Source organism: Kosakonia sp. AG348 (assembly GCF_003337365.1).
Classification (GTDB): Bacteria; Pseudomonadota; Gammaproteobacteria; order Enterobacterales; family Enterobacteriaceae; genus Kosakonia.
This window is the reverse complement of the sequence record NZ_QPJR01000006.1, coordinates 30,049-51,455: the sequence shown is the minus strand read 5'-3', so window position 1 is coordinate 51,455 and position 21,407 is coordinate 30,049. Positions and strand designations below refer to the sequence as shown.

15 protein-coding genes are annotated in these 21,407 nt (G+C 54.3%); 4 read left to right on the top strand and 11 right to left on the bottom strand.

Annotated features, from left to right (window positions below):
* Positions 1-29 precede the first annotated feature (29 nt).
* Genes cysH through cysJ form a run of 3 tightly spaced genes read right to left on the bottom strand, consistent with a single transcriptional unit; the run spans position 30 to position 4,336 of the window.
* Positions 30-764: a phosphoadenosine phosphosulfate reductase gene (gene cysH, locus DFO56_RS15445; RefSeq protein ID WP_045513282.1), complete on the bottom strand. Its 735-nt coding sequence runs from the start codon at positions 762-764 to the stop codon at positions 30-32.
* 54 nt (positions 765-818) lie between these two features.
* On the bottom strand, positions 819-2,531 hold the full coding sequence (cysI, locus tag DFO56_RS15440) for an assimilatory sulfite reductase (NADPH) hemoprotein subunit (RefSeq protein WP_045513284.1): 1,713 nt from the start codon (positions 2,529-2,531) through the stop codon (positions 819-821).
* Positions 2,531-4,336 carry an NADPH-dependent assimilatory sulfite reductase flavoprotein subunit gene (gene cysJ, locus DFO56_RS15435; RefSeq protein WP_045513286.1) on the bottom strand — a complete coding sequence of 602 codons (1,806 nt, stop codon included), beginning with the start codon at positions 4,334-4,336 and terminating at the stop codon, positions 2,531-2,533. The genes cysI and cysJ overlap by 1 nt, the downstream gene beginning before the upstream one ends.
* Before the next feature lie 356 nt (positions 4,337-4,692).
* Between cysJ and queD the strand changes: the two genes are divergently transcribed.
* Positions 4,693-5,055, top strand: a complete 363-nt coding sequence (gene queD / locus DFO56_RS15430; protein ID WP_017458754.1) for a 6-carboxytetrahydropterin synthase QueD — start codon at positions 4,693-4,695, stop codon at positions 5,053-5,055.
* A 98-nt stretch (positions 5,056-5,153) separates the two neighbouring features.
* On the opposite strand, the gene DFO56_RS15425 is transcribed toward queD, so the two are convergent.
* Together DFO56_RS15425 and queE are read right to left on the bottom strand one after the other, a co-directional pair.
* A complete protein-coding gene (locus tag DFO56_RS15425) occupies positions 5,154-5,939 on the bottom strand; it encodes an SDR family oxidoreductase (RefSeq protein WP_045513288.1) in 786 nt (261 codons plus the stop codon).
* 214 nt (positions 5,940-6,153) lie between these two features.
* Positions 6,154-6,825, bottom strand: coding sequence for a 7-carboxy-7-deazaguanine synthase QueE (gene queE / locus DFO56_RS15420; RefSeq protein ID WP_045513290.1), 672 nt, complete (start codon positions 6,823-6,825; stop codon positions 6,154-6,156).
* A 198-nt stretch (positions 6,826-7,023) separates the two neighbouring features.
* Here queE and DFO56_RS15415 point away from each other — a divergent pair, with 198 nt between their 5' ends.
* Together DFO56_RS15415 and DFO56_RS15410 are read left to right on the top strand one after the other, a co-directional pair.
* A complete protein-coding gene (locus tag DFO56_RS15415) occupies positions 7,024-7,962 on the top strand; it encodes a YgcG family protein (RefSeq protein ID WP_045513293.1) in 939 nt (312 codons plus the stop codon).
* 299 nt (positions 7,963-8,261) lie between these two features.
* Positions 8,262-9,371 carry an SDR family oxidoreductase gene (locus DFO56_RS15410; protein WP_045513295.1) on the top strand — a complete coding sequence of 370 codons (1,110 nt, stop codon included), beginning with the start codon at positions 8,262-8,264 and terminating at the stop codon, positions 9,369-9,371.
* 63 nt (positions 9,372-9,434) lie between these two features.
* Here the strand turns inward: DFO56_RS15410 and eno are convergent, their stop codons facing one another.
* The 5 genes from eno to rlmD form a co-directional block, all read right to left on the bottom strand.
* Positions 9,435-10,733 carry a phosphopyruvate hydratase gene (gene eno, locus DFO56_RS15405; RefSeq protein WP_045513298.1) on the bottom strand — a complete coding sequence of 433 codons (1,299 nt, stop codon included), beginning with the start codon at positions 10,731-10,733 and terminating at the stop codon, positions 9,435-9,437.
* An 81-nt stretch (positions 10,734-10,814) separates the two neighbouring features.
* Positions 10,815-12,452 (bottom strand): glutamine hydrolyzing CTP synthase, encoded by a 1,638-nt coding sequence (gene pyrG / locus DFO56_RS15400; protein ID WP_017458748.1) that lies wholly within the window; start codon positions 12,450-12,452, stop codon positions 10,815-10,817.
* A gap of 352 nt (positions 12,453-12,804) precedes the next feature.
* Positions 12,805-13,596: a nucleoside triphosphate pyrophosphohydrolase gene (gene mazG, locus DFO56_RS15395; RefSeq protein WP_045513302.1), complete on the bottom strand. Its 792-nt coding sequence runs from the start codon at positions 13,594-13,596 to the stop codon at positions 12,805-12,807.
* Between the two features lie 64 nt (positions 13,597-13,660).
* Positions 13,661-15,898 carry a GTP diphosphokinase gene (gene relA / locus DFO56_RS15390; protein WP_017458746.1) on the bottom strand — a complete coding sequence of 746 codons (2,238 nt, stop codon included), beginning with the start codon at positions 15,896-15,898 and terminating at the stop codon, positions 13,661-13,663.
* Positions 15,899-15,950: 52 nt separating this feature from the next.
* Positions 15,951-17,252, bottom strand: a complete 1,302-nt coding sequence (gene rlmD, locus DFO56_RS15385) for a 23S rRNA (uracil(1939)-C(5))-methyltransferase RlmD (RefSeq protein ID WP_045513305.1) — start codon at positions 17,250-17,252, stop codon at positions 15,951-15,953.
* Between the two features lie 57 nt (positions 17,253-17,309).
* Between rlmD and barA the strand changes: the two genes are divergently transcribed.
* On the top strand, positions 17,310-20,078 hold the full coding sequence (gene barA, locus DFO56_RS15380) for a two-component sensor histidine kinase BarA (protein WP_045513308.1): 2,769 nt from the start codon (positions 17,310-17,312) through the stop codon (positions 20,076-20,078).
* 159 nt (positions 20,079-20,237) lie between these two features.
* Here barA and DFO56_RS15375 read toward each other — a convergent pair whose 3' ends face one another.
* Positions 20,238-21,377 (bottom strand): glycerate kinase, encoded by a 1,140-nt coding sequence (locus DFO56_RS15375; RefSeq protein ID WP_045513310.1) that lies wholly within the window; start codon positions 21,375-21,377, stop codon positions 20,238-20,240.
* Positions 21,378-21,407: the final 30 nt, after the last annotated feature.

Below are 21,407 nucleotides of genomic sequence, written 5' to 3'. Positions count from 1 at the left end.
ACCCTCTCCGGTAAAGGAGAGGGAGAACATTAACCTTCGTGCAGCCCGCATTCGCGTTTCAGGCCAAAGAAGCGGGTCTCTTCTTCTGCCATGCCTGGCTCCCATTTGCGGGTGGTATGCGTGTCGCCCACCGAAAGGTAGCCCTGATCCCACAGCGGGTGGTAGTTCAGCCCGTGTTTTTGCAGGTACTGGTAGACCGTGCGGTTATCCCAGTCGATGATCGGCAGCACTTTGAACACGCCGCGCTGAATAGCCAGCACCGGCAATGTGGCGCGGCTGCCGGATTGCTCGCGGCGCAGCCCGGCGAACCAGGTTTTCGCGTTCAGTTCGGCCAGCGCGCGGTTCATCGGCTCAACTTTGTTGATGTGATTGTATTTTTCAATCCCTTCAACGCCCTGCTCCCACAGCTTGCCGTAGCGCGCCTCCTGCCAGGCCGGGCTGTGCTCGGCGCGGTAGATTTTCAGGTTCAGCTTGAGCTTATCCGTGAGCTCGTCGATAAACTGGTAGGTTTCCGGAAACAGGTAGCCGGTATCGGTGAGGATCACCGGGATATCCGGACGCACCTGGTTTACCAGATGCAGGCTCACCGCCGCCTGAATACCAAAACTTGAGGAGAGCACATATTCACCCGGCAGGTTTTCCAGCGCCCAGGCGACACGCTCTTCAGCGCTGAGTTTCTCAAGCTGCGCGTTGGTTTCAGAAAGCTGCAGTATGCGGTCTACTTTGGGCAGCTCGTTTAGCGCGTTCAGATCGAGTACGGACATATTGACCTCTCTTATCACCTCTTCCTCCCCGATCGGGGAGGAAGGAATCAGGCGTTATTCCCAGAAATCCCGCGCCGGATCGAGCACCGGGCGGATAATTCCAGCGCGGATGGTGAAGTCGCCAAAACCTTCGCCCTCTTCACGCTCGTGCGCCCAGCGTGCGACCAGTTCGTCGATAGCACCAAGAATTTCGGGTTCAGTAATGTTTTCGCGGTACATGCGCGGAATGCGTGTACCACTGCGATTACCGCCGATATGCAAGTTATAGCGTCCCGGCGCTTTACCCACCAGGCCGATCTCCGCCAGCATCGCACGACCGCAGCCGTTCGGGCAGCCGGTCACACGCAGCACAATATGGTCATCGCCCACGCCGTGTTTTTCCATCAGCGCTTCGACTTTATCGACAAACGAAGGCAGGAAACGCTCGGCTTCCGCCATCGCCAGCGGGCAGGTCGGGAATGACACGCAGGCCATGGAGTTTTCGCGCTGCGGTTTTACCGCGTCCATCAGCCCGTGGCTGCGCGCCAGTTTTTCGATCTTCGCTTTCTGGCTTTCCGGCACCCCGGCGATGATCAGGTTCTGGTTAGCGGTAATGCGGAACTCGCCTTTGTGGATCTTCGCAATTTCCAGCAGGCCGGTTTTCAGCGGTCGTCCCGGGTAATCCAGAATACGGCCGTTTTCAATAAACAGCGTCAGGTGCCATTTATTGTCGATGCCTTTCACCCAGCCGATGCGATCGCCACGACCGGTAAATTCATACGGACGGATCGGTTCAAATTTGATCCCGGCGCGGCGTTCAACTTCCGCTTTGAAGGTTTCAACGCCCACGCGCTCAAGGGTGTATTTGGTTTTGGCGTTTTTACGATCGGTACGGTTACCCCAGTCGCGCTGCGTCGTAACCACCGCTTCCGCGACCGCCAGCGTGTGCTCCAGCGGCAGATAACCGAATTCGCTCGCCGTGCGGGCATATGTTTTCTTGTTACCATGCTCGATAGACAAACCGCCGCCAACCAGCAGGTTAAAGCCCACCAGCTTGCCGTTTTCCGCAATCGCCACGAAGTTCATGTCGTTGGCGTGCAGATCGATGTCGTTCTGCGGCGGGATAACCACCGTAGTTTTAAACTTACGCGGCAAGTAAGTCTGGCCTAAGATCGGCTCTTCATCCGTGGTGGCCACTTTTTCCTGATCGAGCCAGATCTCGGCATAAGCCCGGGTGCGCGGCAGCAGATGTTCGGAGATCTTTTTCGCCCATTCGTAGGCTTCAGCGTGCAGTTCAGATTCGTACGGGTTCGAGGTACAGAGCACGTTACGGTTCATGTCGTTGGCGGTCGCCAGTGCGTCCAGCCCAACGGAGTGCAGCATCTGGTGCGCCGGTTTCACATTTTTCTTCAAAATGCCGTGAAACTGGAACGTCTGACGGTTGGTCAGGCGGATGCTGCCGTAAATGGTGTTGTCATGGGCGAATTGATCAATCGCCTGCCACTGTTTGGTGGTGATAACGCCGCCCGGCAGGCGGCAACGCAGCATCATCGCGTGGCGCGGCTCCAGCTTTTGCTCAGCACGCTCGGCGCGGATATCGCGATCGTCTTGCTGATACATGCCGTGAAAACGGATCAGCAGAAAGTTGTCGCCTTTGAAGCCGCCGGTCAGACCGTCATGCAAATCTTCCGCAATCGTACCGCGCAGGTAGTTGCTTTCGCGTTTCATGCGTTCGGCGTCGGTCAGTTTGCCTTCGACCACCAGTGGGCCGGGGTGTTTTTCGCTCATTAGTAGACATCTCGCTGATAACGGCGCTCAACGCGCAGCTCACTTAAAAATTCATCCGCCGCTTCGGTGTCCATGCCACCAAATTCGGCAATCACATCCAGTAAAGCCTGCTCAACGTCTTTCGCCATGCGGTTGGCGTCGCCGCAGACATAAATGTGCGCGCCGTCGTTGATCCAGCGCCACAGTTCCGCGCCCTGTTCGCGCAGTTTGTCTTGTACGTAAACTTTTTCTTTTTGATCTCTGGACCAGGCCAAATCGATGCGGTTCAGCACGCCCTCTTTCACATAGCGCTGCCACTCAACCTGGTAGAGGAAATCTTCGGTAAAGTGTGGGTTGCCAAAGAACAACCAGTTTTTGCCTGGCGCGTCATCGGCGGCGCGCTGCTGCATAAAGGCGCGGAACGGCGCAATACCGGTGCCCGGCCCAATCATAATCACCGGCGTTTGCGGGTTCGCCGGCAGACGGAAGTTATCGTTATGCTCGATAAATACGCGAACTTCGCCCTCTTCTTTTACGCGATCGGCGAGGAAGCTGGAGGCACCGCCCGCGCGGGCACGGCCTTCGACGTCATAACGCACCACGCCAACGGTGATATGTACTTCACTCTCCACTTCTGCCTGCGAAGAGGCAATGGAGTAAAGGCGCGGCGTCAGCGGGCGCAGCAGGCCAATCAGCGCGTCCGCATCCAGCTGCGCCGGAGAGAAACGCACCATATCGACAATCGGCGTGGTCGCGGCGTAGTGCTGCAACTGCGCTTTATCACCGACCAGCGGCAGCAACGATTCGCTGCGCGTCAGGGTGGCGTAATTTTCCACGATATTGGCGGTGTTGACCGTCAACTCGAAATGCCACTGCAACGCTTCGGCAAGCGGCAGGGTTTTGCCATCGACCGTGACGGGCTCATCACCTTTCAGCCACAGCAGTTCAACCAGCTCTTTGACTAACGCAGGATCGTTCTGATACCAGACGCCGAGCGCATCGCCCGGCTGGTAACGCAGACCGGAGTCGCCCAAATCGATCTCGATATGACGCACATCTTTTTCTGAATTACGCCCGGTGATTTTCTGGTTAACCGACAGGCTTGCACTCAGCGGTGCTTCTTTGGTGTACGGGCTGGAGACGATTTCATTCACCGCACCGCTGGCGGCAACAGCAGCTTGCACAGGCGAAGAGGCTGGCGCACGGGCTTTCAGCACTTCAACCACACGGGCGCGCCACTCTGCGGCGGCGGCCTGGTACTCCACATCGGCATCGACGCGATCCAGCAGACGTTCAGCCCCCAGCTCAGCCAGTTTGCTGTCAAAATCTTTCCCGGCCTGGCAGAAAAACTCATACGAGGTGTCGCCCAGACCGAAGACCGCAAAAGCGGTGCCATCCAGTTTTGGCGCTTTTTTCGAGAACAGGAACTTATGCAGCGCAACAGCTTCTTCCGGCGCTTCGCCTTCACCCTGCGTTGAAGCAACGACGATCAGCAGTTTTTCGTTGGCGATCTGTTTGAATTTGTAGTCGCCTGCGTTGACCAGCGTAACATTGAGTTTCGCGGCCAATAAATCATCGCGCAGCGCTTCGGCTACACGGCGGGCGTTACCGGTCTGCGAGGCGGAAATCAGCGTAATAGAGAACGCTTCTGCGACCGGCGTCGCAGCGGCAACCACGCCAGCTGGCTGCTGATTCAGCACGCCCCAGAAATAGCCGGAAACCCAGGCGAGCTGGGTGGGTGTTAAATCAGTGGTGGCCGCCTGGAGGCGCGCCAGTTGCTCCGGGCTAAGCGGAAGCAACGCGGAAGGTGGGACCTGGGTCGTCATGCGTCGTATTGTTCCAGTAGCAATTCCCTTTCGTCTTTCGCGCAGCCTGTGAACGCGCCAACGTCGCGAAATCCATGGGGATATAATTTTAAAAAAGTGAAGTGAAACTAAGGTTAACGGTGGGGATAATAACAATTAAAGAAAGGTTGGAAATAATAAATAACCAAATGGACTAACCTGTTTTAGTTATAGTTGATAACACTAAAACAGGTTAAATAACTTATTGAATTACATTGATAAAACGAATGTATTGCGGTTCGGCTTCTGTCGTAACCGCTTTTAGTGATTTTAATTAATGCTAAAAAAGGTCATTTCCGCTACCATGCGGCGGTTTTTTGGAAGCCTGAGAGTTCATTATGTCGACCACGTTGTTTAAAGATTTCACTTTCGAAGCCGCTCATCACCTGCCGCATGTCCCGCAGGGGCACAAATGCGGTCGTCTGCATGGCCACTCGTTTATGGTGCGCCTGGAGATCACCGGCGAGGTGGATCCTTATACCGGCTGGATTATGGACTTCGCCGAGCTGAAAGCCGCGTTTAAACCGCTTTACGAGCGCCTGGATCACTACTATTTGAATGAGATCCCAGGGCTGGAAAACCCCACCAGCGAAGTGCTGGCGAAATGGATTTGGGATCAGATGAAACCGGTGGTGCCGCTGCTGAGCGCGGTGATGGTAAAAGAGACCTGCACGGCGGGTTGCGTTTATCGCGGCGAATAAACGACTTTCGTACCGTCAACCTGCGAGCCGGCCAGCCCTGCGGGTTGACAGCACATTTGCCCACGCTTTATCTGCTCCGCTCACCCTCTCCGGTCTATTTAACGCACCAGATAGCCGCCATCAACGACCAGTAAATGACCATTTACATAATCTGAGGCGCGGCTGGCGAGAAAAATGACTGCGCCCATTAAATCCTGCGTATCTCCCCAGCGCATAGCCGGTGTGTGATCAATTCCCCATTTATATTGTTTGCGATCGTTACGAATTATCTGCGTGATATCCGTGGAGAAATATCCCGGCGCAATACCGTTTACCTGAATATTAAATTGCGCTAATTCGTCGCAATAGGCTTTTGTTAAACCGGCCAGCGCATGTTTTGTCGCGGAATAGGCGGGAGATCCCTGTTGACCTAAAAATGAACGCACCGAACAAATATTGATAATTTTTCCGCGAAGGTTTTTCGCCATCACTTTTGCCGCTTCATGACATAATTCAAAGGCGGCCGTCAAATTCACGTTAATCATCGGATCCCAATCAGTGCGATTAAACTCCCAGACATTATTCATTTTGCAGATGCCCGCGTTATTCACCAGGATATCAACCGTACCAAAACGTTCGCAGCAGGCGGCAATAATTTTTTTTGGCGCATCTTTTTCAGTGATATCAATTGCCATGAATTCAGCTTCTGCCCCCTGCTGCTTAATGGCTTCTTCTGTTTCCCCACTGTCAGCACTGATAGCGGGAATAAAAACATTTGCCCCCGCTTTCGCCAGTGCGACAGAAAATGCCTGCCCTAACCCACTATTACCACCGGTGACAATCGCAGTTTTACCCTGCAAGGAAAAAAAACTCATTGAGAAATTATTAATTGATCTTATTGACATTACTTGTTCCAAAATCCTTTTAGAAAAAGCGAAATCTCATAATAATGAGACAAACTTATTTTGAGAGATAAAACAACGAATGACTTCTATCACAGTAAAACAATGTTACATTTGATAAAGGTCAAATTTAAATTACCACCACAATTTACTTCGGAATAATCATCAATATTTAGCTTGCGTATTAATAAAAAACCCGCCAGCGGCGGGTTTTTTATTAAGCAATATTGAGATATTTGTGCGTCTGCATTGACAGCCGCCAGTTGCGGGCGATACAGGTTTCAATACACAAGCGTGTCGCATCCTCTTTCTGGCTTATCGGCTGCAAGGCGATTACCCGCTGCTTATCATCGTGCAGCTGCGCCAAAAGCTCGTCCAGCGCTTCAATATCGCGCACGCGGCCAACAGGGTGCTTAATCTCATCGGCGCGTTCCAGCGCCTGCTGGAGGACATCATAACCGCCGCGCATATTTACTTTCGGCGATACGGTGACCCAGGTGGCGTGCGACGTACGAACGTCGTGCGTGCCGCTGGTTTCAATCTGACAGCTAAAGCCGTTGTGCTCCAGCAATGTGGTCAACGGGGTGAGATCGTGAATGCAGGGTTCACCGCCGGTAATCACCACATGGCGCGCAGTCCAGCCCTGGCGCTGGATAATGGCGAGCAGATCTTCACTGCTTGCCGCGCCCCATTTATCGCTCTCTTTGGTCTTCGCGAGAATGCTGTACAGCGAAACCTCCCGATCCGCGAGCTTATCCCAGGTGTGTTTGGTATCGCACCAGGCGCAACCAACCGGGCATCCCTGTAAACGAATAAAAATGGCGGGAACGCCGGTGAAGTAACCCTCGCCTTGCAGGGTCTGGAACATCTCGTTAATCGGGTACTGCATCGTCGCTCTTATTAGCAGGGAAAAACGCCATTATTGCAGATAACCCGCAGGGGATCATGTGCCATTTGCGCCGCGCACGGCGGGCTATTTAACCTGCTGATAATGAAAACTATCAGTTATGGCAAATTGTCATTACCTGCTATCAGCCGCTATCCTATGGCGGTTCTTTCTCTGGTTTGCCCCGCAAGGATGATGCAAATGGCGCGCATATTAGCCCTGTTGCTGGTGCTGAGTTTTACCCTTCCGGCGCTGGCTGTGCCTGTTCCACCGATGAATGGCGTGGTTAACGATCCCGAAAATCAGTTAAGCCTCTGGCAGCGTAAGGCGCTTATCCAGCAGGTGAGCGATCTCAACGCCCGCACGGGTACGCAAACCGCCGTACTGCTGATATCCACGACAAATGGCGAAACCATTGAACACTTTGCCAACGCGGTTTTTAACCGCTGGCGGCCTGGCGATGCCCGGCGTAATGATGGCGTGCTGGTGCTGGTCGCCTGGCAGGACAGAAAAGTGCGTATCGAGGTAGGAAGCGGCCTTGAGGGCATGTTAACCAACGCGCTGGCGAAGCAAATCATTGATGAATATATGATTCCAGCCTTCCGGCAGAATGACCTGAATACCGGAATTGTGCGCGGCGTTGAGGGGATCAGCACCGTGCTTGCCAGCCAGCCACTACCCAAAGCTCAACCACCGTCATTTTTCGAGCAAATGGCTGCCTGGTTTTCCCTGTGGAAGAGTTTAATTATATTGGCGGTGGTTATCATTGCCCTGACGGTCAAAGGCAAAATCCTCACGCTGACAGGACTGTTTCTTATCGCCTGCCCTCTGGCCGTGATTTTGTTCGCTTACAGTGAACAACACCCTTTGCTGCTGCCTTTTACGATATTCTGCGCTGCCGTGCCCGCCTTTATTTTACTGATGATTTTGTGCGTATGGTTAATTTACCCGCAGCGGCTTACCGTCGCAGGCCGGCAAAAATATCGTGAGAGCAGGCAACTTACTTATTCGCGTGGAGGCGAGACCAGCACCGACACGACCACTTATACCAGCAGCGAGAGTTCCAGCCATAGCAGTAGCGACAGTTTCAGTGGTGGTGGCGGTTCGAGTGACGGCGGCGGCGCTTCGGGGAACTGGTGAGTCATAAAGCGCAAAAGTAATGGTGTAACCAGATATTATTTATTTTACATTTTGAATTGAATTTATAAATAATTTGCAGGCTAACAAAATAAAAATAATCCATTAAATATCATCGATATAAATATTTCCCACAGCGTGACGGAATCTTTTTATTTTATTGGTTGTCGTAGACAAATCCCCTGCGTTTTCTTCCTTAAAACCAGCTTAAGAAACCCCGTTTTTGTACGCCATTTTATTGATATGGCGTTTAGCTTTCTGTGCCTACAATCCGCCAGAACAACCATGATGAGAAAGCGTTGATGAATACATTATTGATTACGGGTGTCACTGGGTTTCTTGGCGGGGCGGTATTAGAAAAAATTCTTCACGACAATCTACCGATGAATTTATTGCTGCTGGTTCGTGCCGAAGATAGCGAAGCCGGGCTTGCGCGCGTTAAAAGCAATATGCGCAAGTTCAACCTCAGCGATGAGGTACTGAAATCACTTTCAACGTCGCAGATCCTGCTCGGTGATTTGGGCGAACCAGAAGGTTTTATTACTGATCCACGGCTGGAAAATGTCACCCATGTGCTGAACTGCGCAGCGGTGGCCTCTTTTGGTAATAATCCGTTGGTCTGGAAAGTCAACGTGGAAGGCACGCTGACGTTTGCACGCCGCATGTCGCAAGTCGCCGGGTTACAGCGTTTTCTGCACGTGGGCACCGCGATGTCATGCACCCCGGAGCCAGATTCACTGGTACCGGAAAGCAGCGAGTTTCGCGAGAATGCCGAGCATCTGGTGACCTATACGCACTCCAAATCCACTATCGAACAACTGATGCGCAAAGAGTGCCCGCAGTTGCCGCTGGTGATCGCACGTCCGTCGATTGTTGTCGGCCATACCAGCCATGGCTGCACCCCGTCTACCAGTATCTTCTGGGTGTTCAGCATGGGGCTGATGCTGCAAAAATTTATGTGTTCACTGGAAGATCGCGTGGATGTGATCCCGGTGGATTACTGCGCCGACGCGCTGCTGATGCTGCTAAGTGGAGAGATTGCACAGGGTGAAGTGGTGCATATCTCGGCCGGGGAAGAGAATAGCGTCCGCTTTGCCGATATCGACCGGGCAATGGCGAAGGCACTGGAAAAAGCCCCGGTTGGCGATAAATACGCGCAGGTGAGCTATGAAACGCTGGTGAAAATGCGCCGCGAGCTGAAGGATATCTTCGGGCCGTGCAACGAGCGCCTGATGCTGAAAGCGATGCGTCTCTACGGAGCGTTTGCCACGCTTAACGTGCGTTTCAGCAATGACAAGCTGCTCAGCATGGGTATGCCGAAGCCGCCGCGCTTTACCGATTATATCGCCCGCTGCGTGCAGACAACGCGCGGCCTGACGATTCCGCAGCAGATGGAAGTCGACTTTAAGTAGTCAAAAGCCCAAAAAAAATGCCAGTCAACTGACTGGCATTTTTATTTGATCAACGCTTAGCGATTACGCCTGGCCTTTGATCTCTTTACGACCGTTGAACGGCGCTTGTTCACCCAGCGCTTCTTCGATACGAATCAGCTGGTTGTATTTAGCAACGCGGTCAGAACGGCTCATAGAACCAGTTTTGATCTGGCCTGCAGCGGTACCAACAGCCAGGTCAGCGATGGTAGCGTCTTCAGTTTCGCCAGAACGGTGAGAGATGACAGCGGTGTAGCCAGCGTCTTTCGCCATTTTGATCGCAGCCAGCGTTTCGGTCAGAGAACCGATCTGGTTGAATTTGATCAGGATGGAGTTAACGATGCCTTTTTCGATGCCTTCTTTCAGGATCTTGGTGTTGGTTACGAACAGGTCGTCGCCAACCAGCTGGATTTTGTCGCCCAGCACTTTGGTCTGGTAAGCAAAGCCAGTCCAGTCAGATTCGTCCAGACCATCTTCGATGGAAACGATCGGATACTGTTTGGTCAGATCTTCCAGGAAGTGAGTGAACTCTTCAGAGGTGAACGCTTTGTTGCCTTCGCCAGCCAGAACGTATTTACCGTCTTTGTAGAACTCAGATGCTGCACAGTCCATCGCCAGAGTGATGTCTTTGCCCAGCTCGTAGCCCGCAGCTTTAACCGCTTCAGCGATAACAGCCAGTGCTTCTGCGTTGGAACCCAGGTTCGGCGCGTAGCCACCTTCGTCACCCACAGCGGTGTTCATGCCTTTGGATTTCAGTACTTTCGCCAGGTTATGGAACACTTCTGAACCCATACGTACAGCTTCTTTCAGGGTTTTCGCGCCAACCGGCTGAATCATGAATTCCTGAATGTCGACGTTGTTATCAGCGTGCTCACCACCGTTGATGATGTTCATCATCGGAACCGGCATGGAGTATTTACCTGGGGTGCCGTTCAGTTCAGCGATGTGTGCGTACAGCGGCAGGCCTTTAGAAGCAGCAGCAGCTTTAGCGGTAGCCAGAGAAACAGCCAGGATTGCGTTCGCGCCGAAGTTGGATTTGTTTTCGGTACCATCCAGATCGATCATGATTTTGTCGATGCCGGCCTGGTCTTTCGCGTCTTTACCCAGGATTGCCTGAGCGATCGGGCCGTTAACCGCGCCAACCGCTTTCAGTACGCCTTTACCCATGAAGCGGGATTTGTCGCCATCGCGCAGTTCCAGCGCTTCGCGGGAACCAGTGGAAGCACCTGACGGCGCAGCAGCCAGACCTACGAAACCACCTTCCAGGTGTACTTCGGCTTCAACAGTCGGGTTACCACGGGAGTCGATGATTTCACGACCGATGACTTTAACGATTTTGGACATTAGGTTTTCCTCAGTACAAGTTAAACTAAAACTCCAGACAAACAACGCGTACCGATGGTACGCGTTGCTGTTGTAACTTTTTTACTTCGCCTGGCGCTTCTGATACTCGCTGGCGGCTTTCACAAAACCGGCAAACAGCGGATGTCCATCACGCGGCGTAGAAGTAAATTCCGGGTGGAACTGACAAGCGACGAACCACGGATGATTCGGCACTTCGATGATCTCGACCAACTGATCATCCCCGGAACGGCCCGCAACACGCAGACCCGCAGCTTCGATTTGTTTCAACAGCATGTTGTTGACTTCGTAACGATGGCGATGGCGTTCAATAATGGTTGGCGCGCCATACAGCTGGCGAACCAGGCTGTCATCACCAAGCTGGCACTGCTGTGCGCCGAGGCGCATGGTGCCACCGAGATCGCTCTTCTCCGAACGCTGCTCAACGTTGCCGTCTTCGTCACGCCATTCGGTAATAAGCGCCACAACCGGGTATTTACAGTCTGGCACAAATTCCGTGGAGTTGGCGTTCTCCATTCCGACTACGTTACGAGCAAATTCAATCAACGCAACCTGCATACCCAGGCAAATACCCAGGTAAGGAATATTGTTTTCACGCGCATAGCGTGCGGTGGCGATCTTGCCTTCCACACCGCGGTAGCCGAAGCCGCCAGGGATAAGAATGGCATCAAGACCTTTCAGGATCTCTACGCCACGCGTTTCAACATCCTGCGAGTCAATCAGCTTAATGTTGACGGTTACGCGGTTTTTCAGACCACCGTGTTTCAGTGCTTCAATAACCGATTTATATGCGTCCGGAAGTTCAATGTACTTACCGACCATACCAATGGTGACTTCGCCTGACGGATTCGCTTCTTCGTAAATAACCTGTTCCCATTCGGCCAGGTTTGCTTCCGGACAGTTCAAGCTGAATCGTTTACAAATATAATCGTCCAGCCCCTGGGATTTCAACAGGCCCGGGATTTTATAAATGGAATCGACGTCTTTCAGAGAAATCACAGCTTTTTCTGGAACGTTACAGAACAAAGCAATTTTTGCGCGTTCATTAGCAGGAACCGCGCGATCGGAACGGCAAATCAGAATATCTGGCTGAATACCGATAGAGAGCAGCTCTTTAACAGAGTGCTGCGTCGGCTTGGTTTTCACCTCACCGGAAGCCGCCATATAAGGCACCAACGTCAGGTGCATGTAGAGAGTGCGCTCGCGGCCCACTTCTACCGCCATCTGACGGATAGCTTCAAGGAACGGCAGGGATTCGATGTCACCCACCGTACCGCCGATTTCTACCAGCGCAACGTCATGGCCTTCGCCACCGGCAATAATGCGCTCTTTAATCGCGTTAGTGATGTGCGGAATAACCTGTACGGTTGCACCCAGATAGTCGCCACGACGCTCTTTACGCAAAACCTCGGAGTAGATACGACCAGTGGTGAAGTTGTTGCGACGGGTCATTTTGGTGCGGATAAAACGCTCGTAGTGACCCAAATCCAGATCGGTTTCAGCGCCGTCTTCGGTAACGAACACTTCACCATGCTGGATTGGACTCATAGTCCCTGGATCGACGTTAATGTACGGATCCAATTTCATCATGGTGACGTTGAGGCCACGGGCTTCAAGAATGGCTGCCAGGGAGGCTGCGGCAATGCCTTTACCCAGAGAGGATACGACCCCGCCGGTCACAAAAATATAGTTCGTTGTCATGCTGAACCTGAGAAGTTAGGTTTAAAAGACGATGGAATAACCAGGACGGGAAAGCAGTATACCCGATGATGGTCTACGCCACAAACTTTCATTGCCCCTCTCCTCTGTTCTTCAGGCCGCATCTGCATTGGCTTCTGTCACTCACCCCAGACGCGGCGCGTTTCGCTGCGTCTGAAGATTCGCTCGGTTGCCGCCTTGCTGCGACCCGAATTACTCGAAGAGGCGATTCTCAAGGCATTTCAACAAACTTAAGGAGTGTGAAAATAGCCACTTTTGGGTAAATGTTTTTGACGCAAATCAAGCGCTTGTTATTTAAAAAATCACACAAATCGCGCTTACTGGAACAAATGCTTTAAAGATCATGTTCCTGGCGTTTTACCTGTTGCCAGACATTTTCCATTGTTTCCAGATCTACACCGGTCATTTCCAGACCGCGTTCGCGCACAATACGCTCAACTTCGCGAAAACGCCGCTCAAATTTCAGGTTGGCTTTTTGCAACGCCACTTCCGCTTTGACGCCAAGATGACGCGAAAGGTTGACGGTCGCGAAGAGCAAATCGCCGACTTCCTCTTCCAGTTTCGCTTCATCAACCACCGCTTGTTTGGCTTCATCCATGACTTCGTCAATCTCTTCGTACACTTTATCGAGCACCGGGCCAAGCGACGTCCAGTCAAAGCCGACGGTCGAGCAGCGTTTCTGGATTTTGTGCGCGCGCATCAGCGCAGGCAGGCTGTGGGGAATGTCGTCCAGCGCTGAGTGCTGAGATTTTTCTGCACGCTCTTCGCTTTTAATTTGCTCCCAACGCGCCAGCACTTCCGTGCTGTTTCCCGCATGTGCATCACCGAAAATATGTGGGTGACGACGCTCCAGTTTGTCGCTGATAGCGGCGCAAATGTCGTTGAAATCGAAACGCCCTTCTTCCTGCGCCATCTGCGCATAAAAAACCACCTGGAATAGCAGGTCACCGAGCTCACCGCGTAAGTCGTCAAAATCTTCGCGCGAAATAGCGTCCAGCACTTCGTACGTCTCTTCCAGCGTGTAAGGCGCAATGGTGGCGTAAGTCTGCTCTTTGTCCCACGGGCAGCCGTTTTCCGGGTCGCGCAGTCGTTGCATAATCCCGAGCAGACGATCGATTTGAGTCATGAGAAATCCCTGGTAATAAGTGTTGAGCCTCGCCCATCAAGGCGAGGCTCGGATGAAGAGAAAATCAGCCACCGTGCAGGCGGCGAGCGTCGATGACGTCCGGCACCTGGTTGAGTTTGCCGAGCACGCGGCCCAGCACTTGCAGGTTGTAGATTTCGATATTCATATCGATGGTGGCCAGCTGTTCTTTGGTGTCGCTGCGACTGGCGACACCGAGCACGTTCACCTTCTCATTGGCGAGAATTGTGGTGATGTCGCGCAGCAGACCGCTACGGTCATTCGCCGTGACGCGCACCACCAGCGAGTAACCCGCCGAGTAGCTTTCGCCCCAGACGGCATCAACGATACGTTCCGGCGCCACGTTACGCAGCTCTTCCAGCTGATCGCAGTCGGCGCGGTGAATAGAGATCCCGCGCCCCTGAGTAATAAACCCGACGATTTCGTCACCCGGGATCGGCTGGCAGCAACGCGCAATATGGTGCATCAGATTGCCTACGCCTTCGACAACGACGCGGCCATTGTCTTTGCTGCGGCTTTGCGGCGTATACGTTTTCTGTTGCAGCTGCTTCAGCGCGGCGGCGTCCTGCTCCTCCGCGCTCGGTTTATTGAACTGCGACTGCAGGAAATTCACCATCTGATTGAGACGGATATCCCCACCGCCAATCGCCGCCAGCAACTCGTCCAGTTCGTTAAAGTTGTAGCGCGGCAGCAGGAATTTTTCCGCCTCTTTCAGGCTGATGCCAAGATGCGCCAGCTCATCGTCGAGGATCTGACGCCCCGCAAGAATATTTTTGTCGCGATCCTGTTTGCGGAACCAGGCGTGGATCTTCGAGCGCCCACGGCTGGTGGTCACATAGCCCAGGTTCGGGTTCAGCCAGTCGCGGCTTGGGTTCGGTTGCTTCTGGGTGATAATTTCGATCTGATCGCCCATCTGCAATTGATAAGTGAACGGTACGATGCGCCCACCGATTTTTGCGCCGATGCAACGGTGACCGACATCGCTGTGAATATGGTAAGCAAAATCCAGCGGCGTCGAACCTGCAGGCAAGTCCACCACATCGCCTTTCGGGGTAAAGACATACACACGGTCGTCGAACACCTGGCTGCGAACTTCGTCGAGCATCTCGCCGGAATCGGCCATCTCTTCCTGCCAGGCGATCAGTTTACGCAGCCATGCAATGCGGTCTTCGTGCGCCGAACGCGGGCCGCCAACGGTAGCGGTGCCCTCTTTGTACTTCCAGTGCGCAGCGACGCCAAGCTCTGCATCTTCATGCATCTGCCGGGTACGAATCTGGATTTCAACGGTTTTCCCGCCCGGCCCAAGCACTACCGTGTGGATAGACTGGTAACCATTCGGCTTTGGGTTAGCAACATAGTCGTCAAACTCATCCGGCAGATGGCGGTAATGGGTGTGTACAATCCCGAGCGCAGCGTAGCAGTCCTGTAAACGCTCGGCGACGATACGCACGGCACGCACATCAAACAGCTCATCAAAGGCGAGGTGTTTTTTCTGCATTTTGCGCCAGATGCTGTAGATGTGTTTCGGGCGGCCATACACTTCCGCTTTGACGCCTTCGGTCTTCATTTCGGCACGCAAATGCCCGACAAATTCGTCGATGTAGTGTTCGCGATCGATACGGCGTTCGTGCAGCAGCTTGGCGATGCGTTTGTACTCCGCCGGATGCAGATAACGGAAGCAGTAATCTTCCAGTTCCCATTTGAGCTGCCCGATGCCCAGCCGGTTCGCCAGCGGGGCGTAGATATTAGTACACTCTTTCGCCGCCAGTACGCGCTCATCTTCTGGCGCATCTTTCACTTCGCGCAGATGAGCGATACGTTCCGCCAGCTTGATAACTACGCAGCGGAAATCATCCACCATCGCCAGCAGCATACGACGAACGTTATCGACTTGTTCGGAGGAGACGGAATCGGTGTGGGTGGCTTTCAGCTGGCGGATAGCCGCCATATCGCGTACGCCATGGATCAGGTTGACCACCGACGTGCCGACGCTTTCGCGCAGCACCTCTTCGCTGACCACTTCCGCATCGGCCAGCGGGAACAGCAGCGCCGCACGCAGTGTGTCGGTATCCATGCTCAGCATGGAGAGGATCTCCACCATCTCGACGCCGCGCCACAACAGTAATTCCGCGTTCGGATGTCCCTGTGTTTGTCGCAGACAATATGCCCAGGTTTCGGTTAAGCGTTCACACGACGGCTGACTGGTGATGCCCAGACTCGCGATCCATTTGGCCGGATCGAATTCACCCGCTTTGTTCAAATGCGCACTGCGTACCGCAACCATTGTCCTCTCCTTTCAGGGACCGGGCCTGTCGAACTCGACAAGCCGAAATTAATCATTTGTGATTCACAAACAACACCATCGATTCCAGGTGGCCAGTGTGCGGGAACATGTCCAGCATCGCCAGCCGCTGGATCTGGTAACCCGCATCCAATAGCGCTTCACTGTCGCGGGCAAGGGTGGCGGGGTTACAGGAAACGTACACCACTCTGCCCGGCGACAATTTTAGAATATGTTTCATCACTCCGGCAGCGCCTGCGCGTGCCGGGTCGAGTAAAACTTTGTCAAATCCACGGCTTGCCCAGGGCTGTTTCGTGACATCTTCCTCCAGATTTTCATGAAAGAATGTCACATTCTGCAAGCCATTCTGTTGCGCGTTATCCTGTGCTTTCGCCACCAAATCGGCAACGCCCTCTACACCGACCACGCTGGCCGCGCGTTTCGCCAGCGGTAGCGTGAAATTGCCCATGCCGCAGAACAGATCCAGCACCCGGTCGCCGGGCTGCACATCAAGCCACTCCAGCGCTCGCGCCACCATTTGCTGGTTAACACCATCGTTGACCTGAATAAAGTCCCGCGGGCTGAACGTTAAGCGTAGCCCGTCCGAGCTGTACCAGGGAGATTCTCCGCTAACCTGTTCCAGTATCTCGCTTTGTGGCGCGAGATACAGCGAGAGTTCCTGAGAATGCGAAAACTGTTCCAGTTTTTCTCTGTCTGTTGCACTTAATGCAACAGTGTGACGCAAAACCATTAATGGGCCATTATCGGCTTCCACCAGCTCAACATGTCCAAGCTGACGCACGGCCTGCAACCCGCTCAGGCATTCACGCAGCGGCACCAGTAATGCCTCAAGACGGGGCACCAACACCGGGCAGCGCGTGATGTTAATAATGTCGTTACCGCCCGCTTTACGAAACCCCATCTCCAGACACTGGATTTTGGGCTGCCAGCTCAGGCTGAGCCGCGCGCGGCGGCGATAGCCCCAGGGTTCGCCTGCAATCACTTCATCGACGTCCCGTTTCATCAAACGCGCCAGCGCCGCACTTTTGCTGCGCTGTTGCAGGGCAATACTGGCATGCTGCTGCTGGCAACCACCACAGACGCCAAAATGCGGGCACAGCGGCGTAACGCGCTCGTCGCTATCATTCAGGCGACGTTTCACCTCACCGCGTGAAAACTGCCGCTTCTCCTCTTTCAGCACAATGTCCGCCGTTTCGCCAGGTAACAGCCCGGGGATGAACAGCGCTTTCCCGTTATGGCGCGTAACCCCCTGCCCAAAGGGATCAAGATCAGTTACGGTTACGGTTACTTTTTGACTAGTCGTCACACGTCGTTTTGCAGAGTAGAATTGCGCCATTGCAGGGATTTATCTCATTTACAGATTAATGGCCTAATTCTCCCATAACGGAACTCCATGACCAACTACAGCTTGCGCGCACGCATGATGATCTTGATTCTGGCGCCCACCGTGCTTATCGGTGTGCTGCTCAGCATCTTCTTTGTCGTTCACCGCTATAACGATTTGCAGCGTCAACTGGAAGACGCCGGTGCCAGCATCATTGAGCCGCTGGCGGTCTCGAGCGAATACAGCATGACGTTGCAGGACAAAGATGCGATAGGCCAACTGGTGAGCGTTTTGCATCGCCGCCATTCCGATATTGTGCGGGCAATTTCCATTTACGATGGGCAGAATAACGTATTCGTTTCCTCTAATTTCCAGCTTGATGGCGATAATCTCCGGCTGGCGGAAGGGCAACCTTTTCCGCGCAGGCTCAGCGTCTCCCGGCGCGGCGATGTGATGATCCTGCGCACGCCCATTCTTTCCGAAGGATTTACGCAAACCAACACGGCACTACCAGCGGATAAAATTACCGGCAACATGCTCGGCTATGTGGCGCTGGAGCTGGATCTCAAATCGGTTCGTTTGCAGCAGTACAAAGAGATTTTTATCTCCAGCCTGATGATTTTGTTCTGTATAGGCATTGCGCTGATTTTCGGCTGGCGCTTAATGCGCGACGTAACCAGCCCGATCCGTAATATGGTCAACACCGTTGACCGCATTCGTCGCGGGCAGCTCGACAGCCGCGTGGAAGGTTTTATGCTCGGCGAGCTGGATATGTTGAAAAACGGCATCAACTCAATGGCGATGTCGCTGGCGGCCTACCATGAAGAGATGCAGCACAACATTGACCAGTCCACTTCCGATCTGCGTGAAACGCTGGAGCAGATGGAGATCCAGAACGTCGAGTTGGATCTGGCGAAAAAACGCGCCCAGGAAGCGGCGCGCATCAAATCTGAGTTCCTCGCCAATATGTCCCATGAGCTGCGCACGCCACTGAACGGCGTGATTGGCTTTACCCGCCTGACACTGAAATCTGAGCTTAACCCCACGCAGCGCGATCACCTGCTGACGATTGAACGTTCGGCGAACAACCTGCTGGCGATCATTAACGACGTGCTGGATTTCTCCAAGCTGGAGGCGGGAAAGTTAATTCTGGAAAGCATCCCGTTCCCGCTGCGTAATACGCTCGATGAGGTCGTCATCCTGCTGGCACACTCGGCGCACGACAAGGGGCTGGAACTGACGCTGAATATCAAAAACGATGTGCCGGATAACGTAATTGGTGACCCGCTGCGTCTGCAACAGGTGATCACCAATCTTGTCGGTAACGCCATCAAATTCACCGAACATGGCAATATCGACATTGTGGTTGAGAAGCGCGCCATCAGTAACAACAAAGTGCAGGTTGAGATGCAGATCCGCGATACCGGCATCGGCATCCCCGAGCGCGATCAGTCGCGGTTGTTCCAGGCGTTTCGTCAGGCCGATGCCAGCATCTCTCGCCGCCACGGCGGCACCGGCCTGGGGCTGGTGATAACCCAAAGGCTGGTCAATGAAATGGGCGGCGATATCTCCTTCCATAGCCAGCCAAATCGCGGATCCACCTTCTGGTTCCACATTAATCTCGATCTCAATCCAAATGCCATCAGCGAAGCGCCTGCCACAGGCTGTCTGGCGGGCAAACGCCTTGCCTATGTCGAGCCCAATGCGACAGCCGCGCAAAGCACGCTGGACGTGTTGCACGAAACGCCGCTGGAGGTGATTTACAGCCCGTCGTTCTCGGCGCTGCCGCAGGCGCATTACGACATTCTGCTGATGGCGATTCCGGTAACGGTACGTGAGCCGCTCAACATGCAGCACGACCGCCTCGCACGAGCCGCCGCCATGACCGACTACCTGCTGTTAGCGCTGCCTTGCCATGCGCAGGTAAACGCCGAGGAGCTGAAGCAAGATGGCGCGGCGGCCTGTCTGCTGAAACCGCTGACCACCACCCGCCTGCTGCCCGCGCTCACAGAATATTGCCGTGCGACCCGGCTCACGCAGGCTCAGCCGGTAGATGACACAAAACTGCCGATGACGGTAATGGCGGTGGACGATAACCCGGCCAACCTGAAACTCATCGGCGCGTTGCTGGAAGATCAGGTGCAGCATGTCGAGCTGTGTGAAAGCGGTATACAGGCCATTGAGCGCGCCCGCCAGCTACAGTTCGATCTGATCCTGATGGATATTCAGATGCCGGACATGGATGGCATTCGCGCCTGCGAGCTGATTCGCCAGTTGCCGCACCAGCAGCAAACGCCGGTCATCGCCGTTACGGCCCATGCGATGGCCGGACAAAAAGAGAAACTGCTCAGCGCCGGGATGAACGATTATCTGGCAAAGCCCATTGAAGAAGATAAGCTGCGCAGCCTGCTGCGCCGTTATAAGCCCGGCCCGGATATCGGCAGTTGGCTGATGCCACCGGAACAGGCAGTAGCACCGGCGGACATTGTTGTTGACGCCGACACCACGCTCGACTGGCAACTGGCGCTGCGCCAGGCTGCCGGGAAATCGGATCTGGCGCGCGAGATGCTGCATATGCTGGTCGAGTTCCTGCCGGAGATCCGCAATATGGTGGAAGAACAGCTGGTTGGCGAAGCGCCGCAAGGGCTATCTGAAGGGATCCATAAGTTACACGGCAGTTGCGGTTACAGCGGCGTACCGCGGCTGAAAAACCTCTGCCAACTGATTGAACAGCAGCTACGCAGTGGCGTTGCGGCCGAAGAGCTGGAACCGGAGTTTCTGGAATTGCTCGATGAGATGGATAACGTCACCCGCGAAGCACATAAATTGCTGGGGTAGCCTGCCGCATAACCGCTGGCGGGAGTTGAGGTTGGACACGTTGTGTATCCGCAAGTGGATAATCAACGCATTGATTATCCACTCAGCGTACCAGCGCCAGGCCAGTGAGGATGCGCTGATACAAGCCCGGTAAGCCTGCATGCTACCGGGCGGTTTACGTTACAGCTTCTGCCCTGCTTTCAGCACTGCCGCCACGTTGCGCGCGGTCATGCGGACATTTTCGCCGGCATTTTCCAGCGCGTCTTCCAGCGAACAGACCTTGTAGATCACACTGAACACCGCATCGATACCGTGATGGTGTACCACGCCAACATCGGCGGTCAGGCTGCCGGCAATGCCAATAACCGGAATATTATGGCGCTTCGCCACTTTCGCCACGCCCACCGGCACTTTGCCGTGCACCGTCTGGCTATCGATACGCCCTTCGCCGGTGATCACCAGGTCAGCGCCAATCACGTACTCATCCAGCGCCAGCGCATCGGTGACAATCTCGATACCCTGGCGCAACTCTGCGCCGCAAAACGCATACAGCGCGGCACCCATCCCCCCTGCCGCGCCGCCGCCCGCCAGGTGCAGCACGTCCAAATCCAGGTCGCGGGCAATGATCCGCGCATAATGCCCGAGGGCTTTATCGAGCCTGTCGATCATCTCCGGCGTCGCCCCTTTCTGCGGGCCAAACACCGCCGACGCGCCCTCTTTTCCGGTGAGTGGATTGGTCACATCGCAGGCCACTTCGATACGGCACCCGGCAAGGCGTTTATCCAGTTGCGCGGTATCAATTCGCGCCAGCGTTTCCAGCGCCGCACCACCCAGCGCAATCTGCTGGCCATTCTCATCCAGCAGCTTTGCGCCCAGCGCCTGCACCATGCCAGCACCACCGTCATTGGTCGCACTGCCGCCAATGCCAATGATGATATGTTTAACGCCCGCGTCCAGCGCATGGCGAATCAACTCGCCGGTGCCCCAGGACGTGGTGATGAGCGGATCGCGTTTGGCGGGGGGTACCATTTCCAGCCCGCTGGCGGCGGCCATTTCGATAAAAGCGGATTGCTCGTCGCCAGAAATCCCGTAGAACCCTTCAGCCTGCTCGCCGAGCGGGCCTTTTACCGCAACCTTAACGATACGCCCGTCGGTAGCGGCGACCATGGCTTCAACCGTCCCTTCGCCACCGTCCGCCACCGGTATTTTGACGTATTCCGCCGTGGGGAAAATTTCACGAAAACCGCTCTCAATCGCGGTCGCCACATCCAGGGCACTTAAACTTTCTTTGTAAGAGTCTGGTGCGATCACAATTTTCATAAGCCATCCTTACGCATATTCACGGCTTTA

Coding starts and splice junctions, on each gene's coding strand:
- cysH (WP_045513282.1), bottom strand. CDS start 764: ATGTCCGTACTCGATCTGAACGCGCTAAACGAGCTGCCCAAAGTAGAC.
- cysI (WP_045513284.1), bottom strand. CDS start 2,531: ATGAGCGAAAAACACCCCGGCCCACTGGTGGTCGAAGGCAAACTGACC.
- cysJ (WP_045513286.1), bottom strand. CDS start 4,336: ATGACGACCCAGGTCCCACCTTCCGCGTTGCTTCCGCTTAGCCCGGAG.
- queD (WP_017458754.1), top strand. CDS start 4,693: ATGTCGACCACGTTGTTTAAAGATTTCACTTTCGAAGCCGCTCATCAC.
- DFO56_RS15425 (WP_045513288.1), bottom strand. CDS start 5,939: ATGTCAATAAGATCAATTAATAATTTCTCAATGAGTTTTTTTTCCTTG.
- queE (WP_045513290.1), bottom strand. CDS start 6,825: ATGCAGTACCCGATTAACGAGATGTTCCAGACCCTGCAAGGCGAGGGT.
- DFO56_RS15415 (WP_045513293.1), top strand. CDS start 7,024: ATGGCGCGCATATTAGCCCTGTTGCTGGTGCTGAGTTTTACCCTTCCG.
- DFO56_RS15410 (WP_045513295.1), top strand. CDS start 8,262: ATGAATACATTATTGATTACGGGTGTCACTGGGTTTCTTGGCGGGGCG.
- eno (WP_045513298.1), bottom strand. CDS start 10,733: ATGTCCAAAATCGTTAAAGTCATCGGTCGTGAAATCATCGACTCCCGT.
- pyrG (WP_017458748.1), bottom strand. CDS start 12,452: ATGACAACGAACTATATTTTTGTGACCGGCGGGGTCGTATCCTCTCTG.
- mazG (WP_045513302.1), bottom strand. CDS start 13,596: ATGACTCAAATCGATCGTCTGCTCGGGATTATGCAACGACTGCGCGAC.
- relA (WP_017458746.1), bottom strand. CDS start 15,898: ATGGTTGCGGTACGCAGTGCGCATTTGAACAAAGCGGGTGAATTCGAT.
- rlmD (WP_045513305.1), bottom strand. CDS start 17,252: ATGGCGCAATTCTACTCTGCAAAACGACGTGTGACGACTAGTCAAAAA.
- barA (WP_045513308.1), top strand. CDS start 17,310: ATGACCAACTACAGCTTGCGCGCACGCATGATGATCTTGATTCTGGCG.
- DFO56_RS15375 (WP_045513310.1), bottom strand. CDS start 21,377: ATGAAAATTGTGATCGCACCAGACTCTTACAAAGAAAGTTTAAGTGCC.